This window comes from Microbacterium sp. YJN-G, assembly GCF_015040615.1.
Taxonomy (GTDB): Bacteria; Actinomycetota; Actinomycetes; order Actinomycetales; family Microbacteriaceae; genus Microbacterium.
In genome coordinates this window covers 237,112-253,726 of record NZ_CP060402.1, presented here as the reverse complement: position 1 = coordinate 253,726, position 16,615 = coordinate 237,112, and the positions used below count along the sequence as shown (strand labels likewise).

The following is a 16,615-nucleotide window of genomic DNA, read 5'->3' as shown; positions in this document are numbered from 1 at the left end:
CCGGCCCGACACCACCAAACTAACAACACCCACCAACCACGTGCGATGGGCACATGTCCCCATCAGACGCCCAACCGATCCCCCTCGACCAGCGGCAGCTGCACGGTCACCTGACGGCCGGCCTGCACGAAGATGCCTCGCCCCTCGGGGAAGTCGGTGCGCTTGACCTTCGGGAACGGCACCTTGAACACGGCGTCACCGTCGAAGGAGTCGGGCTTGAGGATGATGCCCTTGCGGCCGGCCTTGAAGTCGCCGATGAACCCGAAGCCGCTGGTGACCTGCGTGACGTCGGCGTCGCCGATCAGCAGGTGGTCGCTGCGGTTGATCGTCTGGAACAGCGCCTTCATGTCGCGCTCGGCCGGTCCGTCGGCGAACTGAGGCACGTCCTCGACGACGATCATCAGGCGCACCGGCACCGAGTCGTCGGCGGCGAGCTCGGCGATCTCCTTGGCGAGTTCCTTCGCATCGTCGGGGGTGACGGCGCTGCGGGTCCAGTCGGCCCAGTCCTTCAGCTGCGCCCGGCGGCCGCCGAAGTGGAACAGCTTGACCTCGGGGTCGAAGCGGCGCATCGAGGTGATCATGGCCTTGAGCGCGTTGGTCTTGCCCGACAGCGGCGGGCCTGCGACCACGAACGTGCCCACCGGGTCGAAGTCGCGTGCCGACAGCGTGTCCTCGGCGACGCCGAGCACGGGGAACTCTCCCACGCGATCGGGAAGGTCGCGCACCGCGAGCCGCGTGGGCAGTGCGCCGATCTCGGCCACCTCGCGAGCACCGGCGGCGCGCAGGTCGGCCGCGAGCTTCTCGAGCAGCTTGGTCTGCTCTGCCACGTTGGGCGTGCCGCCGAGGGTCGCGATCTGCGTCTCGAGCCCGTCGACGATCGCACGGCCGGGCGCCGAGCGCTCGTCGAGCACGTCCTTGGGTGCGTTCAGCGTCGCGTAGCCCGACTCGTCGGCCAGACGCAGCACCACGCGGCGCGACACGTTCGCGCTGACCGCGGTCGGCACCGATCCGGACCGGTCTGCGGTCGCGACGACGTGCACGCCGAGCGGCCGCCCCTCGCCGAGGATGCGCATGAAGGTCTGATAGAACGGCATCCGCGCCGTGGTCGACTCCCAGTCCGCACGGAACTGCGGGAACCCGTCGATCAGCAGCAGGATGCGCGGCTCGTCACGACCGGTGATCTCCCGGTACTCGGTGAGGCTCGCGGCGTTGGCGGCGCTGAACCTCTTGCCGCGGTCGTCGAGCACGCGGGCCAGCGAGCGGAGGATGCGCTGCACGCGCTCCGCGTCGTCGCCGGCGATGATCGATCCGACGTGGGGCAGGATCTCGAGGCTGCGCAGCGCACCCGATCCGAAGTCGAGTCCGTACACCTCGACGGCCGAGCGCGGGTCGTGCCCGGCCGAGATGGCGAGGGTGCGCAGCACGGTGGACTTGCCCGATCCGCTGGTGCCGTAGACCAGCAGCGAGCCGTCCCGGTCGGCGACGAAGTAGGTGGGCTCCTGCAGCTGCCGGGCCGGCACGTCCATCTTGCCGAGCAGGATCTGCCCGTCGCCGAGCAGTGGCAGATCGCGCAGGTCGACGGCCTGCTCGAGGTCGTCGAGCCAGGGGCGCCGAGGCGCGGGGATGCTCGCCACGGCGGCGGCCTTCACGAGCGTCGCCACGATGCGCTTCTGGTCGGTGGGGCCGAGATCCTCATCGTGCGAGTCGGACTCGGGCGCCTGCTCGGCCTCCCACAGCTGGGTGGAACCGAAGCGCAGCTCGGCGACCTTCACCTCGGCGGCCTGCACCTCGTCGGTCGTCCATCCGCCGGCGTACGCCGACTGGAACGGCACGAGCCGCCCCGGCCCGGTCTTGGCGATGCCGCGCCCCGGGATCGAGGGCGGGAAGGATGCCGCGACCGGATCGTCGACGACGTCCTTGGAATCGGACTCGTCGGCCATGCGCAGTGCGACCCGCAGGTTGGTGTTGGCACGCAGGTTGTCCTTGATGACGCCGGCGGGCCGCTGGGTGGCCATGATCAGGTGGATGCCGAGGGAACGACCGCGCTGAGCGATGTCGACGACGCCGTCGACGAACTCCGGCACCTCGCCGGCGAGCGCCGCGAACTCGTCGATCACGAGCACGAGCGCGGGGGGTGTGTCGGGGTCTCGGCGCTTCTCGAGCTCGAGCAGGTCCTTGGCCTTCTTGCGGTTGAAGAGATGCTCGCGGTGGTGCAGCTCGGCCCGCAGGCTGGTGAGGGCGCGGCGCACGAGGTGCGGGCTCAGGTCGGTGACCAGGCCCACGGTGTGCGGCAGGTCGACGCAGTCGGCGAACGCCGAGCCGCCCTTGTAGTCGACGAACAGGAAGGTCACGCGGTCGGGGCTGTGCGCCGCCGCCATGCCGAGCACCCACGCCTGCAGGAACTCGCTCTTGCCCGCGCCGGTCGTGCCGCCCACCAGGGCGTGCGGGCCCTGGGTGCGCAGGTCGAGGGTCATGGCATCCGTCTTGGCCTGCCCGATGATCGCGCGCAGGTTGCCGGCCTTCTTCAGGCGCGGCTGCGGGGTGCCTGATCGGTCGATGATCGTGTTGTTCTGTCGCCACCTGTCGATCACGGCCGTGGGGTCGGAGGCGACCTCGCCGCCGACGAGCGACAGGAACATGACGGAGTTCGGGATGTCGGAGGAGTCCTCGACGACCGTACTCGAGTCGACGACCGGCGCGAGGCGCTTGGCGAACATCGTCATGTACGCGTGCGAGACGCCCTCCACGCGCACATCGTCGTAGTCGACGCCGCTGCGCACCGTGCCGACCCGGGAGTGCTCGAGCCCGTTCGTGACGTCGACGAAGCTGCGGCAGGCGGCGGGCAGCGCCTCGACGACGGGGGCGACGAACAGCCCGTAGACGCCGACATCGGCGCCGCGCTCGAGGATCTGGGTGAGGCGGGCGCGATCGACGGGCGCGTCGTTGGTGATGATCACCAGCACCGCGGTCTGACCGCTGAAGCTCGACTCCTCGGCGGCGCGCTTGACGTCGGTGCCGTAGAGCATCGGGTCCCAGTCGTCACCGTACGGCGGACGTGGGGAGCTCGCCGCCTTCGCACGGCGCATGACCAGCTCCTCCAGTCCGCTCAGCAGTGCCGTACCCGTCGAGGCGGAGTCCGCCAGCGGCACGTCCTTGAACGGATTGCGTTCGCTGGAGGTGTGCGGCAGCCACTTGAGCCAGTCCAGCTCGTTGGCCCAGCCGGGTTCGGTGAGGGCGACCGTGACGAGTTCGTTCGGGGAGTGCATGCCGAACAGCTGCACGGCCAGTCCCCGCAGGGCGTCGCTGGCCAGCGAGGTGGGCCCGGCTACACCGATCGACCCGGAGCTCTGCAGCGACTCGAGGATCGGGACGTCGTCGATCATCCGGTACCGCTCCTCGAGCCGGTCGACGCGCTCGACGTACTCCGCGAGGGCGTCGGCGGACTCGCCGCGCTTGATGATCGTGCGGGACTCGTCGGCGCAGGTGCCCAGCCGTACGGCGAGGAAGTTCCAGTGCTCGGGGCGCCGGGTCCACAGCAGCGGCCCCAGCCGCATCGCCTCATCGAACACGATGGCCACGGCGGGCACCTCGGCCTGACGCACCTCCCGCTCGCGCGGCTCGGCGTGATACAGCCGCTCCTCGAGTCGTTCGAACTGCTCCTCGAACGAGGCGACCTCCTTGTGCAGACGCTGGCCGATGTTCGTACGCTGCGAGATGAAGTTGCCGAACATCATCATCGGCGACATCACCATGATCAGCAGCGACCGCGGGTTGTCGAACATGAAGAACATGGCCGCACCCAGCAGGATCGGCGCGACGAGCATCGGCCACGGGAAGAGACGCTCGACCTGATCCTTCGGGTAGCGCGGCTCCTTGAGCTCGTCGCCGACGTAACGCTCCTCGACCCGCGGGCTGCGGTTGAACAGCAGCGCACCACCGCGCTCGAGCACGGGGTCGGCGGCGGCCGAGCCGTCGAAGTCGCTGACCAGGTGCACCACCAGCTCGCAGTCGCCGATCGTGAAGCTCTGGCCGGGGATCACGCGCAATCGCTGCACGAGACCGCCGTCGACGAGGATGCCGTTGGCCGAGTTGAGGTCGACGATCTCGACGAACGTCGGCGCGATCTCGATGCGGGCGTGCCGCTTCGAGACGAGAGGGTCGGCGAGCACGACGTCGGCGGCGGCGTCGCGGCCGATGAAGAAGTGCCCGACCGGGAGGGGGAACTCCTGGCCTGCGGCGGGCCCGGAGACGACCGTGAGCAGTGCCGCCGGCCGGGCGGCGATCGGGGTCGTCGCCGCGCGGTTCGGGCCGAGGTTGACGACCTCGGCGAGGAAGCCCGAGCCGACCGGCGCGTCGCCGATCAGCAGGTCTGGATTGAGTGTCACCAGGTCGTCGCTGGTCGGCGGGGCGACCGACAGGCTGAGCACGTCTGACGGGTGCGCGATGGTGCTGCGCAGCGGGTCGGTGGTGGCGATCTGCCGGGCGACGTCAGCGACCGTGGCCGTCGAATCCGCCATCACGACGATGTCGGTGCGCGGGGCGGACGGGCGGTGCAGGGTGAGCTTGACCCTCATCGGTTCTCCTCAGCGGTGTTCATGCACGCTCGACGGTCATCGTCCGGTCGCCGAACCGCACGACGTCGCCGGTGCGGAGGGCGATCGGCTCGCCGGGCGTGAGCGGAGTCTCGGCGCCGTCGCGGACGATGGCGCTGCCGTTCGTCGATCCGCGATCGACGACGACGACCCCGCGGCGGGCGGGGAGGATGGCGAGGTGCGTCTTCGAGACCGAGCGGGTGTCGTCTGCCACCTGGATCAGCTGCACGGCGCCCTCACCCGCGACGGGTGCGGGCGCGCGGCCGAACAGCGTGGCGCCGCGCACGTCGATCCGCTCGCCGCTGTCGAGCACCACGACGGCGCGCACGCCGCCGCCGGGGCGGTCGGCGCCGCTCTCCGGAGCGGCTGCGGCCGGGGTGACGGGGGTCGCCGCTGGCGTCACGGGGGCCGGCGGCGGGGTGGCGGAGGCGGATGCCGCGGGCACCGGAGCGGCCGCCGGCGCGGGTGCGGATGCCGCGGACGCCGCCGGAGCGGGCGCGGGTGCAGGTGCCGGTGCCGGCGCGGGCGCGGATGCCGAGGGCGCGGGACTGGATGCTGCCGGCGCGGGCGCCTGCGGGGCCGCCGGGGCCGCCGCACGCGGAGCGAATCCATCCAGCAGCTCGCCGCGCGCGAGCGACGGCGGCACCGCGTTGACGAGCCCACCGGGATCAGCGGGTGGCGCGAACGACGAGATCGCCCCGCCACCGGCATCCGCACCGGCCGGAGCGGCGGGCTTCGGCTCGGATGCCGCGGCGCGATGTGCGCCGACCACGCCGCCCGAGAAGCGGGTGGACGGCACGTAGCCGCCGGGGGCGTCGCGGTCGACGGGGGTGGCGAGCGAGGGCAGCGGTGCCTTCTGCTCGCGCTCGGGCGTGCGCTGCGTCTTGCGCGCGATGCGCATGCGCTTGACGTCGTACGGGTTGAGTCCGCGCCGGACATCGACCATCCAGGTCGCGGCGGCGCGGTCGAGCCAGCCGCGTCCGCGCCGTTCGGGATCGAGCATGGGCGAGATCGCGATCACGAGCAGCGGGCCGAGCAGCGGGACGAGGAAGGCCACCCACAGCAGCAGGCCGCGCACCACGGCTCCCCGCCAGAATCCCGGCCGCTCCAGCGTGCGGACGTTGACCGTGCGGATGCCGAACAGCGCCTTGCCGAGGGTGGTGCCCTTGCGGCCGTGCAGCACGAGCTGCACCACCGCGAAGATCAGCACCAGTGCGTTGGAGATCGACAGCCCGACGATGGGACCGACGAGCGCGCCGCGCTCGAGCATCGTGGCGAGCTGCTCCTCGCCGGCTGCGACCGAGAGCGTCACCGGCAGCGCCGTGAGGATGCCGGGCAGCGAGAGCAGCACCAGGACGAGCGCCTCGACCGTGGTCGCCAGTGCGCGGCGGCCCGCCGGTGCCGGGAGCAGGCCCAGCGCACGGGCGTACGCCGGATCGGGCCGGCCCTGCTCGTCGAGTCCTTCGATCGTCTTCGTGCCGTCGTCGATCTCCCAGATCAATCCAGGTCTCCTTCGGCGTCGTCCCTGGGCACGTCCAGCATGGCCAGGTCGGCCCGGGTGACCAGCCGTGATGCGACGGCGTGCTCGACCAGGCGCGCGCGCCGGTTGGTCGCGAAGCTGCGCTGGCCGCCGCGCATGCCCTGCACGCCGATGCGGTCGAGCTTGTCGCACACGTTGTCGAGCTTGCGGTTGAAGCGGGTGACCGTCCAGCCCAGCCGCTGTGCGGCCTGCGCGGTGGTCGGGATCTCACTCATCCCGGTGCCGTCGCGCCGCAGCTGCGGCTCGGCGAGGGCGAGGATGAGCAGCTTCTGGCTCTCGGTGAGCGGCACGTCGCCGATCGTGGACAGCCCATCGGTGTCGACGGCATGCCGTGACGCGCGGAACGCCGGCTCTGCGGAATGGATGGTCAGCTCGTAGGTGGTGGGACCTGCGGTGAACACCACCGTGGTGCGCTCGAAGACGATCGGCAGACGCGCTCCGGGCGCGAGCCACGCCTGCACACCGCCGGACGAGTCGGTCACCGTCGCGGTCAGCCTGCTGCCGACGTTCGTCAGCCACCACAGCCCGTCGGCATGCGTGATCTCGAGGAAGTGGCGGTGCAGGAACAGGTTGTCGTCGAGCTCGAGGTCGCCTTCGCGTCCGACGATGAACGTCGCTCCGGGCTGCACGGTGAAGTACTCCCCGGCGAAGTCCACGGTGACCGTACCCTCGCTGATCGCTGCCGTCACGGCACACATCCTGTCTGCGGTTCCCCCGCCGTCCGTCCGTCGCTGCGCCGCAGCGTCACCTCGATGCACGCCCTCTCCGGCGAGGTGACGATCGCGGTCTCCTGATCCGTCGTCTTGGGCGGCTCCGTCGCCTCGGGATCCGCGATCTGCCACAGGTACAGATCGCCCTCCTTCGGGTCGGGGTTCGTCCACGTGAACGTGACCTGGTCGCCGTTGCGGACACCGGCGAGACCGGTCACCTTCGGCACGAGGTCGCCGGTGATGTCCACGGGCTCAGAGGTCTCCTGGGGCGTGGGTTCCGCCTCCGGCTCCGTGGCGCCTCCCAGCATGTTCGCGAGCACGATGCCGCCGATGACGAGCACGACGACCACGGCCGAGACCGCGATCCACAGCCCCGAGCGTCGCTTCGCACGAGGGGTCTCGCCGACGGCATCCGGTGCGGGTTCGGGCATCGCCGCCGGTGGCGGCGTCGCCGGCGCATCCGGGACGAGCACGCGCGGAGCGCGCACGATCGTCTTGTCATCCTGCTGGGCCGTGGCGGCCGGCATCCGCGGAACCGTGTGCTCCGGAGCGGCGGCGGGAGGCGCCGCGTCGAACCGCGGCATCCCCTGCGGCACGGGCCGGTTCTTCGGCTCGGTGGCGGCGGAGGGGCGGGTGACCGACTGCGCAGCATCCGGGTCGATGCTGACGACCTCACGCACCCGGGTGAGGCCGTCGCCGTCGTCGTCGACCTCGTCGGGGGCCGGATGCTCGTCGATGATGTCGATCGGGGTGACGGAGTGCGCGAGCTCGATCTGCACCTTCTGCAGTGCCCGCGCGAACGCGACCGCGCTGGGATAGCGGTCGTCGGGGTTCTTCGCCATCGCCCGCTCGAGCACCGCCTGCAGGCTGGCGGGCGAATCGGCGCGATCCAGCGGCTGCAGGGCCATCCGCTCGATGCGCTCGATGAGATCGGCGCTGGAGTTGCGCTCCCCCACCCGCTCGAACGGCGAACGCCCCGACAGCAGCGTGTAGACGGTGGCGCCGAGCGCGTAGATGTCGGTGCTCAGGCCGCTGCGCGGCGGGTCGGCGAAGGACTCCGGCGGCGACCACGGGATCGACATGCCCGCTGCCTCAGTGACCGCACCCGCGGTCGACGCGATGCCGAAGTCGGTGAGCGCGGGCCGGTTGTACTCGGTCACGAGGATGTTCGCCGGCTTGATGTCGCGGTGCAGCACGCCCGCGCGGTGCGCGGTCTCGACCGCTCCTGCGACCTGCACGCCGACGCGCAGCGCCTCGGCGACCGAGAACAGCTCACGGCGCGAGCGCGCCTGCAGGTTGGGACGCGGGCAGTACTCCATCACCAGGTAAGGACGTCCGTCGCCGGCGACGCCGGCCTGATAGATGGTGACGATGGCCGGATGCGTCGAGAGTAGGGCCATCACGTTGGCCTCTTCGGTGAACTCCTGCGCCGCGCCCGAGGTGATGCGCTCGGCGAGCAGCACCTTGACGGCCACCCTGCGGCGGGGCAGCTGCTGCTCGTACAGGAACACGTCGGCGAAGCCGCCGGTACCGAGCGGCTGCACATAGGTGAAGCCGGGCAGCTCCGGCGGCGGCGACGGTGATCGGGTCACGTGAGCCCCTCGAATCCGAGGGTCACACCGTCGCCGAGGTCGACGATGTCGCCGTCGAGCACGAGGGTGTGCTCGCCGGGGTGCAGGCGCACCGGGTCGGTGCCCGGGCGCATCAGCAGCGACCCGTTGGTCGTGTGCAGGTCGATCACGACCACCGAGTCGCCCTCGGGACGGATCTCGAGGTGGTTGCGGGAGATGTCCTGCTGCGGGCTATCCACCGCCACCAGGTGCGGCATGCTCGTGCCGCTCGCCCGGGTCGAGCGGGGGCGCCGTCCGATGATGACGGAGCGGTCGAGCTCGATGACCTGACCGGTCGACAGGCGGACGACGCCGTTGGATGCCGTCTTCGCGGCCTCGACGACGGGCAGCACCTCGGTCGCCGCATCCGCCGAGGCAGTGGGCGTGGCCTCGGACGACGTCGAGCTGCGCAGGCGCCGCGCCTCGGCCAGCGAGATCGTCTCACCGTCGTGGTCGCCGGTCGCACCGGCGACGGGAGCGACTGCGGCGGCGCCGGGAGCGGCCGCGGCGGCGGAGCCGCCGGCGATGGTCGCCTCGGGGAAGCCCGCCTCCGGCTCCGGCGCGGCCGGCGGCTCGGGAGCGTACGTGTACTCACTCGGAATGAGCGTGTGCTGCACCTCGATCTCGTCGATCGCCGCGGTGCCCGTCTCGGCGACGGGTTCGTGTTCGAGTTCGGGGGTCGGCTCCGGCTCGGCGGTGGATGCTGCGGCATCCTCTTCCGGCGTCGCCTGCGCATCCTGCCCGTCCGTGCCCTCCGCTCCGGGGACCCCCGAGACCACCGGGAGCTCCGCGGTGGCCGGCCGGCTGTACGTCGCGGGAGCGTCGGCATCGGCTTCGGGGGTGGCGGCGGATGCCGAGTCGGCGTCGGCGTCGGGTGAGGATGCTGCGGCGGGCCGCGCGAAGGCGGCCGACGCCGGCTGCGAGGCGGCGGGTCGCTCGCCGAGCCGGATGCCGGCGGCGAGCACCGTGCCCGAGCGGACGGTGTACTCCGGTCCGGCGGGCGCCTCCGCGGTGGCCCCCAGTGACAGTTCGAAGCCGCCAGGCCCGGCGACGAAGCGCTCGCTCCAGGTGGTGATGTCGGCGCCCGAGAACTCCTCGTCCTGCGCACTCCAGGCGCGCACGCCCACGGCATCCCCGCGCACGGCGAAGCGCGTTCCCTCCGGCGTGATCAGTGCGACGGCGAAGGCGCCGAGTGCGGCGATCGAGCCGCCCGAGACGGCGTCGATGACCTCGGTCAGCGCGGGGGCGGTCTCGCGCAGCACGCGCGTCAGCGCGGCGATCCGCTCCGGAGCGGCATCCGCGGGCACGGCGGCGACGCCTCCCTGCTCGACGACGACCTGCCAGTCCCCCGGACGGTAGGTGAACTCGTTCATCGGTTTCCTCCCTTCATCCGCTCACGCGGACGCGTGTCGTCGTCGACTTCGTCCGAGTGCACGATCGATCCAGGGTGCGACGCCACCGACAGGGCGTCGATCACCACGACGGTGACGTTGTCGCGGCCGCCCGCCTCGACCGCCGCGGCGGTGAGGATGTCGGCCGCGCGCTGCGCGTCGGGCTCCTGCATGAGCACCTCGCGGATGCGGTCGTCGCCGACCTCCGAGGTGAGTCCGTCCGAGCACACCAGCATCCGGTCACCCGACTCGGCCGGGAACAGCCAGTAGTCGGCATCCGCCGTGCTGCCGGCGCCGATGGCGCGCGTGATGATGTTCCGGCGCGGGTCGGTCACCGCCTGCTCGGGGGTGAGCTCTCCGTCGTCGAGCATCTCCTGGATCACCGAGTGGTCGACCGTGATCTGCTCGAGCTCGCCGCCGGCGAGCCGGTAGGTGCGCGAATCGCCGATGTTGAACGCGAGCCAGTAGCCCATGCCGTCGACCGAGGCGATGACGACGCCGCTGAGGGTGGTGCCCGCGCGCGCGGCGCCGTGGTTGGCAAGATCCTCCACCGCGGCCCGGGACGAGGCGAGCGCCTGGCGCACCTCGTCGAGCGTGAGCGCCTCGCGCCCGACCAGCCGGGCGAACTCGGCCGCAACCGCGGCGCTCGCCCGCTCGCCGGCCTCGTGCCCGCCCATGCCGTCGGCCACGATGAACACGGGGGCTGAGGCGAGGTGGGCGTCTTCGTTGAGCGTGCGGCGCATGCCGGTGTGCGTGGCCGCCGCGGACGTGACGATGAGGGGACTGGTCACGCGTAACCTCCGATCGTCACGATGCGGTCACCGATCTCGAGCGCGTCGCCGAGCCGGATGGGCACCCGCTGCCCGGGCGGGCACGCGATGCGCATGCCCTCGCGGACGACGACGGTGCCGTTGGTGGAGTGCCGGTCCATCACCCAGCCGCCGCTGCCCGGCTGGGCACTGGCCTCGAAGTGCGTCTTCGACAGCGAGAGCGTCTCGTCGCGCACGGCGATAGCGACGGCACCCGGCTCCTGCTCGGGGTTGCGGCCGAACAGGGTGCGTCCCGACACGGTCGCGCGCTGGCCGTCGTCCCAGGTGAAGACCAGGCGGTGACCAGGGATGCTGATCCGCGTCGACTCGATGTCCTCGTCATCCGCGTCGGTCACCGTGGCGGGGGTCGGGTGCGGTGCGTGGGGCGGCTGCGGTGCGGGTGCAGATTCGGGAGTGGATGCTGGTGCGGCGGACGGCGTGGCGGCAGCAGGCGGCTCGGGCGCGGCAGGCGGCTCGGGCGCGGATGCCGGCGCAGGCGGCTCAGGCGCGGATGCCGGCGCAGGCCGCTCGGGTGCCGATGCGGGCGCAACAGGCGCGGGCGCTGCCGGCGCGGGCGGCTGCGTCACGCCGGGCACGAAGGAGATCAGCGGATCCTCCGCGGCGCGGCCACCGCCGCGCGGGGCGATGACGGTCTCCTCCGGCAGTTCAGAGCTCACGGGTGGAGTGAACGCGGCGGTGTGTGCGGAGGCCGGCGCGACCGGCGCTGCCGCGCTGGGCGCCGGAGCACCGGACACGGGCGCACCGCTCGGCGGCGCGAAGACCCCCGAGGACGCAGCAGCGACCGGCGGCCCGGAGGGAGGGGGCGCGGAGGAAAGGTCTGCTGCCCCGGCCGGGGCAGCAGGACTCTCGCCGAGCGCATCCAGCATCAGCGCACCGGACACCTTGTCGTGCCAGCCCTGGAAACGGCCCGAACCGTCGAACAGCGGCGTGAAGTACCCCACCACGATCGACGCGGCCAGCCCGAAGATCACGTTGCGCAGCAGCGCCGCCCAGAAGCCCAGCGGGCGGCCGTCGGCGGCGGAGGCGAGCCGGATGCCCTGCGCGCGCATGCCGATCGACCCGCCCCGGGACTGCATGAACGTGTAGACGAGCGCCCAGGCGAGTGACACGACCGCCGTGCCCGGCAGCACGACGCCGAGCAGCAGGAGGGTGACCTCGGCGAGGCCGGCCCCGCGCAGCGGGCCGAAGGCGAGCACGACGGCGACGAGGATCCCGAGCACCGGGATCGCCGAGCTGATCAGCACGTCGATGACGTACGCCAGCGCCCGGCGCGCGATCGGCGCGGGGCGGCCGAAGGAAGGCATCGTCATCGGTTCTCGCTCTCCGCAGCAGGGGTGCTGTTCTTGTCGATGTTGCCAGGTTCACGCCGCACGCGGGATGCCGCGGCATCCTTCAGCTCCTGCAGCCGGGCGGACAGCCGCCCGGATCCGGTGAGCGATCGGACGCTCAGCCGGGCCTTGAGGCGCTTCCAGAAGCCGACCCCGGATCCCATGCCGCCGACCACCGCGTCGATCTCCTTCCAGAACGCCTCGACATCCTGCGAAGTGGGCTCGGCAGGGCCGAACACCTGCCGGTCCGCATGGTCGGCCAGCGCGGTGGCGGTCGGGATCTCGAGTGCGGCCGACAGGGTCACGGCCTCTTCGACGCGCGTCGCCCCGGCGGGGAAGCGGGCGCCGTAGTCGACGGCCCGGTCGGTGAGCTCGTCCCAGCCGCCGCTGATGCGATCCGAGGCGCGCTCCGCGTTGCGGCGGGCGCGACGCCGGGCCGCCTTCCACGCGCCGATCACGATGAACGGCGAGGCGAGCAGCAGCAGCACGCCTGCGGAGATGCCGCCGATGGCGAGGATCACTCCGATGATCCCGAGGATGTTCGGGGCGTCATCCTGCGGCTTGCGGTCGTCGGGCACGGTCGGGGGCAGGTCGACCGGCTCCTGCGGCGGGGGCGGCGGCTGCAGCACCTGCGGCTTCGGATCGACCTTCGGCTTGGTGTTCTGGTCGTTGGGGACCTTGTCCTCGGGCGGCGTCGGCGAGAACGGCACCCAGCCGAACCCCTCGAACGCGACCTCGACCCAGGCGTGCACGTCGTCACCGGTCGCGGTGAAGACGGGCTCACCCGCCTGGTCCTCGTTCGGGTAGTAGCCCATCACGACGCGCGCCGGGATGCCGATCTCGCGAGCGGCGAGCGCCATGACGACCGCGTACTGCTCGTCGTCGCCGATCATCTGGTCGCCGCCGAGCAGCGTGGCGATGCGCTCGGCCGTGTGCCCGGCGCGCGAGAGCACCTCGCCCTCCAGCCCGTGGCTGAAGAAGCCGCCCTCGGCGAAGTGCGTCTCCAGCGCCCGCACCTGCTCGATCGGGCTCTCGGCGTCGGCGACGGCATCCGATGCGATGTTCGCCAGGTCGTCGGGCACGTTCGACAGCTTCGGCATGCGGACGTTCGCGAAGTCGGCATCCTCGAGCTGCTCGTCGGACACGTCGCCGGCGACGATCGCCTTCAGCGTGTACGCGTCGCCCTTCTTCAGTCCGGCGACCACGACGCTCGTGCCGGTCTCGGTGTTGCTGTACGCGCTGCGGCGCAGCTCGTCGGCGCGCGCGCCGTCGAAGACGATGTCGTCGGTGACCTCGACGCCGGGCACCCACACGCCGCTGTACTCGCCGATCTCGAAGCGCAGCGAGGCGGGAACGCCCTCGGCGGACGCGGCCATGTTCGACCGCAGCGGCGTGAACGCGCTGGACGAACCGGGTCCGCCGTCGGCGACGTTGTAGACGATGCCGTCCCACTGGTCCATCGCGGCCAGGCGCACGCGGGCGCCTTCCGGAAGGCCCGACACGGTGAACAGCGTCTTCTCCTTCTGGTCGCGCACGGTCTTGCGGAACGACTGCAGCGGGCTGGGGTAGTCGCGCACGTCGAACGGCGGGATGATCGCGTCGCGCAGGATGTGGCGCGGCTCGGACGGCGAGGCGACGGCGCTGACGGCGACACCGGCGCCCGCGGCGATCGCGACCACCGCGACGCCGCCGAGCAGCCGGCGCATGCGCATGTGCGCGGCGCGGGTGTGGTCGACCTGCGCGACGTCGACGGCGCTGTCGTGCGGCACCCACCAGGCGCGCATCGACATCCAGATCGCGGCGCCGATGGCGAGCAGGATGCCCTGCACGACCGGGAACGCCGCATCGGGAACGCCGAGCGCGATCACCAGCGTCAGTGCGCCGAGAAGCGGCAGCATCGCCCAGGCCACGTGCTGCAGGCGCAGGGCCAGCGAGCCGGCGGTCACCGCTGCGAGCAGGGCGACCAGGAACGGCACCAGCAGGTGCCCGTCGGCGGGCGAGACCGGTGCGACCGTCGTGAGCAGCTGCTTCCACGAGGTGACGGCGCCGAGCGCCAGGCCCGTGAGGGTGTCGAGCGTGGGGATGAAGCCGGCGATCGTGGTGTGCGGCAGGGCCAGCGCCCCGCCGAAGAGGAAGTAGACGGCGATCGTCACACCGGCGACGGCGAGGATGCCCCAGCGCCGCCACGCGCCGGCGGCGGCGATGCCCAGGCCTAGCAGGATGCCGCCGATCGCGGTGAGGACGAACGACGGCCCGCCGAAGGTCGGCCAGAAGCCGACGAGCGCGACGATGAGCAGCGCGGCGACCGCAATCAGATCGAGAGCCCAGCGACGCGCGGGAAGCAGCGCGGGGGTGGCGGCGGCGCTCATGCGAGCACCCGCCGCAGTGCCAGGGGAAGCTGGTCGAGTGCGCCGATCGTGACCACGTCGGCCTCACCGATGCGGCGCAGCGCCGGCTGCTTCAGGTGCGAGTCGACGACGACTGCGAGCGCCCGCGCCCCGAACGGCATCCGCGAGCAGGCCAGGCGCAGGTCCTCGGCGCGCACGGCCGACCCGCAGACCAGCACCACGATGCTGGCGAGCGGCATGCTGGCGGCGAGCACGCCCGCCAGCTCGGAGATGCCGCCCTCGCGCGGCTTAGACTCCTCGACCATGGCGAGCGAGTCGAGCAGCTGCTTGCCGGTGCTCGAAGCGAGCTCACGCCCCTGGACGCGCATGTCGACGCGCTGCGAATCGCTCAGCGCGCGCAGGCCGATCGAGCCGGCGACCGAGATCCCCAGCTCGAACTCACGGTCGTCGCGGTAGTCGCCGCTGGAGCGCGACAGGCCGATCACGAAGTGCGACCGCCTGGTCTCTTCGAACTGCCGCACCATCATCACGCCGGTGCGGGCGGTCGATCGCCAGTGCACGTGCCGCAGGTCGTCGCCGGGCTGATACTCGAGCAGGGTGTGGAACGACACGTCATCGCGCGAGAGGTCGGCCGCAGGGAGTCCCTCGAGGTCGCGCAGGAAGCCGAGGGACTGGCCGCCGAAGGTCACCGTCTTCGGGTGCACGTACAGGTCGACGGGGTCGTCGCGCCGGTGCGCCCGTTCGAACACGCCCAGCGGGTCGCCGCGCACCACGCTCACCGGCCCCACGCCGATGACGCCGCGGCGCTGCGTGGGGATGGTGAACAGCTCTTCGGCCTGCTGCTCGGGGGCGAGGCGCTGGATGGTGAACTCGCCGCGTCCGCTGCCGACCGGCAGCACGACGCGCGAGGGCAGGATCGCCCGCGAGCCGGGGTTGGCGAGCATGAGCGCGCCGACCGCGCGCTCACCCACGACCACGCGCGTGCGAGCGAGATCCAGCGACACGTCGTACGCGGTGCGGCCGATGAGGAACAGGGCGCAGATCAGCAGCACGAGGGCGAGCACGATCGCCGCGACGATCAGCTCCTGCCAGCCGAGCAGCGCGCCGACGGCCCAGAACAGGATCGCGAGGGCGATCAGCATCCATCCCAGCGGACGGACGACGGATGCGATCAGCCGCAGCCGGCCGAGAACGCGGTCGCCGACGACGGCGACGACGTCGCGCCATCCGGCCTCGCGCTCCCCCACCGGGCTCGAGGCGATCCCTCCTGCCGACATCAGACCGCCGTTCGCGCCTGGGGGGCGGTGACGCCTTCGAGAACCCGGGTGATCACGGTGGATGCCGTCGTGCCGGCGAACTCCGCCTCGGCATCCAGCAGCAGACGGTGCTGCCACACCGGGCGCACGAGCGCCTTGATGTCGTCGGGCAGCACGTAGTGGCGGCCGTGAGCGGCCGCCCACACCTTGGCGATGCGGACCATGGCGATCGCACCTCGCACCGATACGCCCAGGCGGGTCGCCGAGTCGGTGCGGGTCGCCTCGGCCAGCTCAGCCGTGTAGCGCAGCACGGCCGGCTCGACGTGAACGGTCGCCGCCAGGTCGGACATGTCGGCCACGGCACTCGTCGTGATCATCGCGGTCAGCGCGGCGGAGGGGTTGCGCTGAGCGGACCCTGCCAGGATCCGCTCGGTCACCTCGAGGCTGGGGTAGCCGATCGACGTCTTGATCAGGAAGCGGTCGAGCTGGGCCTCGGGCAGCTTGTAGGTGCCGGCCTGCTCGACGGGGTTCTGCGTGGCGATCACGAGGAAGGGGCGGCCGGCGTCGTGAGTGACGCCGTCGACGGTCACCCGGGACTCCTCCATGACCTCCAGCAGCGCCGACTGCGTCTTCGGCGAGGCCCGGTTGATCTCATCGGCGAGCACGATCGACGCGAAGATCGGGCCCTTGTGGAACTCGAACCGGTGCGACTGCTGGTCGTAGATCGTCACGCCGGTGACGTCGGAGGGCAGCAGGTCGGGGGTGAACTGGATGCGCGAGCTGGTGCCCTGCACCGTGGCCGCCAGCGCCTTCGCGAGGCTCGTCTTGCCGGTGCCTGGGGCGTCTTCGAGCAGCACGTGGCCGTCGGCGAGCATGGCGGCGATCACCAGGCTCACGACCTCGTGCTTGCCCTGCAGCGCCTTGTCGACGTTCTCGACGAGACGGTGGAAGGTGCCCTGGAACCAGGCGGCCTGTTCGGGGGTCATGGTCATTGCGGTTATCGTTCCGTT

General features: G+C 71.9%; 10 protein-coding genes. All 10 read right to left on the bottom strand.

What is annotated here, in order from left to right:
- Positions 1 to 62: 62 nt before the first annotated feature.
- The 10 genes from H7694_RS01115 to H7694_RS01070 are packed head-to-tail and all read right to left on the bottom strand — an operon-like array spanning position 63 to position 16,597.
- Positions 63 to 4,574, bottom strand: coding sequence for an FtsK/SpoIIIE domain-containing protein (locus tag H7694_RS01115; RefSeq protein ID WP_193597763.1), 4,512 nt, complete (start codon positions 4,572 to 4,574; stop codon positions 63 to 65).
- 19 nt (positions 4,575 to 4,593) lie between these two features.
- Positions 4,594 to 6,093, bottom strand: a complete 1,500-nt coding sequence (locus tag H7694_RS01110) for an RDD family protein (protein WP_193597762.1) — start codon at positions 6,091 to 6,093, stop codon at positions 4,594 to 4,596.
- Positions 6,090 to 6,830 carry a hypothetical protein gene (locus H7694_RS01105; RefSeq protein WP_193597761.1) on the bottom strand — a complete coding sequence of 247 codons (741 nt, stop codon included), beginning with the start codon at positions 6,828 to 6,830 and terminating at the stop codon, positions 6,090 to 6,092. Before H7694_RS01105 ends, H7694_RS01110 begins: the two co-directional genes overlap by 4 nt.
- The gene (locus H7694_RS01100; RefSeq protein ID WP_193597760.1) at positions 6,818 to 8,434 is read right to left on the bottom strand and encodes a serine/threonine-protein kinase; all 1,617 of its coding nucleotides are present in this window, start codon (positions 8,432 to 8,434) and stop codon (positions 6,818 to 6,820) included. The genes H7694_RS01105 and H7694_RS01100 overlap by 13 nt, the downstream gene beginning before the upstream one ends.
- Positions 8,431 to 9,825 carry an FHA domain-containing protein gene (locus H7694_RS01095; protein WP_193597759.1) on the bottom strand — a complete coding sequence of 465 codons (1,395 nt, stop codon included), beginning with the start codon at positions 9,823 to 9,825 and terminating at the stop codon, positions 8,431 to 8,433. Before H7694_RS01095 ends, H7694_RS01100 begins: the two co-directional genes overlap by 4 nt.
- Positions 9,822 to 10,634 carry a PP2C family protein-serine/threonine phosphatase gene (locus tag H7694_RS01090; RefSeq protein ID WP_227468221.1) on the bottom strand — a complete coding sequence of 271 codons (813 nt, stop codon included), beginning with the start codon at positions 10,632 to 10,634 and terminating at the stop codon, positions 9,822 to 9,824. The genes H7694_RS01095 and H7694_RS01090 overlap by 4 nt, the downstream gene beginning before the upstream one ends.
- Complete coding sequence (locus H7694_RS17770; RefSeq protein WP_193597758.1) at positions 10,631 to 11,983, bottom strand: RDD family protein; 1,353 nt, start codon at positions 11,981 to 11,983, stop codon at positions 10,631 to 10,633. Before H7694_RS17770 ends, H7694_RS01090 begins: the two co-directional genes overlap by 4 nt.
- Entirely contained in the window at positions 11,980 to 14,370 is a 2,391-nt protein-coding gene (locus H7694_RS01080; protein ID WP_193597757.1) for a transglutaminase-like domain-containing protein, read from the bottom strand. The genes H7694_RS17770 and H7694_RS01080 overlap by 4 nt, the downstream gene beginning before the upstream one ends.
- Positions 14,367 to 15,626: a DUF58 domain-containing protein gene (locus tag H7694_RS01075; protein ID WP_193597756.1), complete on the bottom strand. Its 1,260-nt coding sequence runs from the start codon at positions 15,624 to 15,626 to the stop codon at positions 14,367 to 14,369. Before H7694_RS01075 ends, H7694_RS01080 begins: the two co-directional genes overlap by 4 nt.
- On the bottom strand, positions 15,626 to 16,597 hold the full coding sequence (locus tag H7694_RS01070) for an AAA family ATPase (protein ID WP_193597755.1): 972 nt from the start codon (positions 16,595 to 16,597) through the stop codon (positions 15,626 to 15,628). Before H7694_RS01070 ends, H7694_RS01075 begins: the two co-directional genes overlap by 1 nt.
- Positions 16,598 to 16,615 lie beyond the last annotated feature (18 nt).

Coding starts and splice junctions, on each gene's coding strand:
- H7694_RS01115 (WP_193597763.1), bottom strand. CDS start 4,574: ATGAGGGTCAAGCTCACCCTGCACCGCCCGTCCGCCCCGCGCACCGAC.
- H7694_RS01105 (WP_193597761.1), bottom strand. CDS start 6,830: ATGTGTGCCGTGACGGCAGCGATCAGCGAGGGTACGGTCACCGTGGAC.
- H7694_RS01095 (WP_193597759.1), bottom strand. CDS start 9,825: ATGAACGAGTTCACCTACCGTCCGGGGGACTGGCAGGTCGTCGTCGAG.
- H7694_RS17770 (WP_193597758.1), bottom strand. CDS start 11,983: ATGACGATGCCTTCCTTCGGCCGCCCCGCGCCGATCGCGCGCCGGGCG.
- H7694_RS01080 (WP_193597757.1), bottom strand. CDS start 14,370: ATGAGCGCCGCCGCCACCCCCGCGCTGCTTCCCGCGCGTCGCTGGGCT.
- H7694_RS01075 (WP_193597756.1), bottom strand. CDS start 15,626: ATGTCGGCAGGAGGGATCGCCTCGAGCCCGGTGGGGGAGCGCGAGGCC.
- H7694_RS01070 (WP_193597755.1), bottom strand. CDS start 16,597: ATGACCATGACCCCCGAACAGGCCGCCTGGTTCCAGGGCACCTTCCAC.